At 67.2% G+C, this 3355-nt stretch carries 2 protein-coding genes; one reads left to right on the top strand and one right to left on the bottom strand.

The window, feature by feature from the left end; genetic code table 11:
- Positions 1-71 precede the first annotated feature (71 nt).
- Entirely contained in the window at positions 72-1433 is a 1362-nt protein-coding gene (locus tag ACT6Y9_RS09665) for an RluA family pseudouridine synthase (RefSeq protein WP_443744368.1), read from the bottom strand.
- Between the two features lie 276 nt (positions 1434-1709).
- Here ACT6Y9_RS09665 and fumC point away from each other — a divergent pair, with 276 nt between their 5' ends.
- The gene (gene fumC / locus ACT6Y9_RS09670) at positions 1710-3152 is read left to right on the top strand and encodes a class II fumarate hydratase (RefSeq protein WP_443744369.1); all 1443 of its coding nucleotides are present in this window, start codon (positions 1710-1712) and stop codon (positions 3150-3152) included.
- Positions 3153-3355 lie beyond the last annotated feature (203 nt).

Below are 3355 nucleotides of genomic sequence, written 5' to 3' on the forward strand. Positions count from 1 at the left end.
GCGCTCTACCTGAAGCGCCTGCCGGAGTTTCTGCGCGCCTGACCGCCCGCGCCCGGTGCGCGCCCCCGGTCTCAGAGTCCGAAGGGCTCGGGGGCGGCGAGCCGCACCGACGCACCTGTCTGCGGATCGGGAAAGACGATCTCGGCGGCGTGAAGCTTGAGGGGCGTCGCCGTCGTGTCGGCGAAGAGCCCGGCGCGGCTGTAGTAGGGGTCGCCCTCGATCGGGGCGTTGAGCCCCATCGGATGCGCCGCATGAATGCGCAGCTGATGCGTGCGGCCCGTGCGCGGGAGGAAGTCCACGAGGGTGCGCGGCCCCGAAGAGGTCGCCGCATTCCCCACGCGCCGCCAGTCGGTGACGGACGGGCGCCCCCGAAGCGCCACCATCTGCCGCAGGCGGTCCAGGGGGTGCGTCGTGATCGGGAGTTCGACGCGCCCCGAGCCGGCCGTGAGCGCACCCTCGAGGAGCGCGCGGTAGCGCTTCTCGACCCGGCCCTCACGGAAGGCCGCCATCAGGGCCTTGACGCCCTCAGGCGTGCGCCCGTAGAGCAGGATCCCGGAGGTGTCCATGTCGAGCCGGTGGACGGCGGTGAGCGTCGAGCCCGTCATTTCGGAGGCGATCGTCAGCGCATCGGGGAGCCCCCCGGTGCCCGGCACCGAGAGGAGGCCCGAGGGCTTCACGACCGCGATGAAGTCGCGGCGCTCGAGAAGAATCTCCGGCCTGAGGCGCAGGATCTCCGGGTCCTCGGCGCGCGGTTCGCTCGCAAAGGGAACGCCTTCGAGGAGGCGCTCGACGAGGGGCTTCGTCGTCGTGCGGGGCGAGAGCGCCATGCCGTCCCACTTGACGTCGTGCACCGGACCCGGCCCCCGCCACCATTCCATCGACGCGGCGGGCCGCAGGCGGCGGCCGGCGGCGTTCAGGCGCCCAAGGGCGAGGAGGTTCGCGGCGAGCGGCGAGCGGAGCGCATCAAGAAGCGCCCGGTTCCAGTGCGCGAACGTGAGGTTGAGGCCTGCGCCGCCCCCGCGGGCGATTTTCTCCGGGCGCTTCGCGCGTTCAGACCGCGCGAAGTCGAGGAGCGTGAAGACCTCCCCCATGACGGTGACGAGGGTGGTCCTCGCCGCCTGCGCCTCAAAGAGGTCGTCGGGCGTCACGCCCGCGACGGCGTCCGCGGCGGGAAGAACCTCTCCGGGCGCAATGACGGGGTCGTGATGGGGCTCCTCGGCCGAGAGCGCGAAGAGCCGCGGACCGCACGACGCGTCGAGGTCCTCGACGATCAGGAGCCCTCGGCGCCCCCGAGGCGCCTTGAACACTCCCGCCGCTTCGAGAATCCCGCGGGCGGCTGCGGCCGCGCGTACGGGGGCGCCGTGCCAGGGCGAGGGGAACCGGGCGGGGAGGTCCGCCGGCGTGAGGCCGGGGAGGGCGGTGAGGTCGGGCATGGGGAATGGGCGGAGGTGATGACGGAGGCGGACGGGCGCCGCAAGCCGGAGCAGTCCGGGCAGCCGGCCCAGCCGGAAAAGGCCCTCATTCTAGAGAGTGCGGACCGGCGGCGCCCCTCCTTCTGATCTCCGTCATTGGTATGCGGCGCTCTTTACGAAACTACCACTTTCGATGATAAGGAGAACCATTATCATTCGCATCAACGAGGTTCGGCGGGACGGCGAGGAGCGCTGTTCGAGAGACCGAACTCGAAGAAATTCAAGGAGATAACTGAGATGGACGCTTTCCGCATTGAGAAGGATTCGATGGGTGAGGTCAAGGTCCCGAACGACAAGTACTGGGGCGCGCAGACCGAACGCAGCTACGAAAACTTCAAGATCGGCATTGAGAAGATGCCCGTTGAGATCGTGCGCGCCTTCGCGCTCCTCAAGGGCGCCTGCGCTCAGGCGAACCAGGCCTTCGGCAAGCTCGACGCCAAGCGCGCGGACGCGATCGAAGAGGCCTGCGACGAAGCGCTCGCCGGCAAGCTCGACGGCAACTTCCCGCTCGCCGTCTGGCAGACGGGCTCGGGCACGCAGTCGAACATGAACATGAACGAAGTGTTCGCCAACCGCGCCATCGAAATTCTCGGCGGCAACTTCCGCGACAAGGCCTCGCTCTCGAAGGACCTGCTCGTCCATCCGAACGACCACGTCAACATGTCGCAGTCCTCGAACGATACGTTCCCGTCCGCCCTCTCGATCATGTCCGTGATCGAAACGACGAACTACCTCCTGCCGCGCCTTGAAGGCCTCGAGAAGGCCCTCTACGCCAAGTCCGAGGAGTTCAAGGACCTGATCAAGTCCGGCCGCACGCACCTGCAGGACGCCACGCCCCTTACGCTCGGCCAGGAGTTCTCGGGCTACGCCTCCATGCTCACGCACAGCCGCGAAGCGATCAATGCGGCGCTCGAACCCTGCCGTGAGCTCGCGATCGGCGGCACCGCGGTCGGCACCGGCATCAATTCGCCGGAAGGCTTCGGCGCCAAGGTCGCCGAGATCCTGACGCAGAAGACGGGCGTGCGCTTCAAGGACGCGCCGAACAAGTTCCACGCCCTCACGAGCCACGACGCCGTCTGCCTCCTCGAGGGGGCGCTTGCCGGCCTCGCCGCCGACCTGATGAAGATCGCCAACGACATCCGTTGGCTCGCCTCGGGCCCGCGCTGCGGCCTCGGTGAGATCAACATTCCGGCCAACGAACCGGGCTCCTCGATCATGCCGGGCAAGGTGAATCCCACCCAGTGCGAAGCCGTGACGATGGTCGCCGTCCAGGTGATGGCCAACGCCACCGCGATCAACTTCGCCGCGAGCCAGGGCAACTTCGAGCTCAACGTCTTCAAGCCCGTGATCGCCTACAACCTGATCCAGTCGATCAAGAACCTCGCCGACGTGATGAAGTCCTTCGAGATCCACTGCGTCACCGGCATCACGGCGAACAAGGAGCGTCTGCATGAGCTCATGACGCGCTCGCTCATGCTCGTCACGGCGCTCTCGCCCCTCGTGGGCTACATGAACGCCGCGAAGATCGCCCACTACGCGCACGTCAACAACAAGACCCTCAAGGAAGCCGCCCTCGAGCTCAAGATGTGCACGGAGGCCGAGTTCGACCAGTACGTCGAGCCGACCAAGATGATTCATCCGAATCCCGTGAAGAAGTGCGGTTGCGGCTGCACGAAGTAACCGGAGTCGGAGCGACGCGGGAGAGTTCTCCCTCCTGCGCCCTCTGATGAGGGTCATTCCGCACGAAGGGCGCGTGGTCTCTCGGGACCCCGCGCCCTTCGTCCGTCCGGAGGGGACTGAGCCAATGCAAGGCCTGGCCGAACAATTTGATCCAAGTCGTGAAGTCTGCTCGAACGGCCCCGAAAGGGGCGATTTGAATCAGA

The sequence above is a fragment of the Sutterella sp. genome (assembly GCF_052272535.1).
Lineage (GTDB): Bacteria > Pseudomonadota > Gammaproteobacteria > Burkholderiales > Burkholderiaceae_F > Sutterella.

Bases quoted from the DNA above. Each gene is read 5' to 3' on its own strand.
- ACT6Y9_RS09665 (WP_443744368.1), bottom strand. From the start codon at position 1,433: ATGCCCGACCTCACCGCCCTCCCCGGCCTCACGCCGGCGGACCTCCCC.
- fumC (WP_443744369.1), top strand. From the start codon at position 1,710: ATGGACGCTTTCCGCATTGAGAAGGATTCGATGGGTGAGGTCAAGGTC.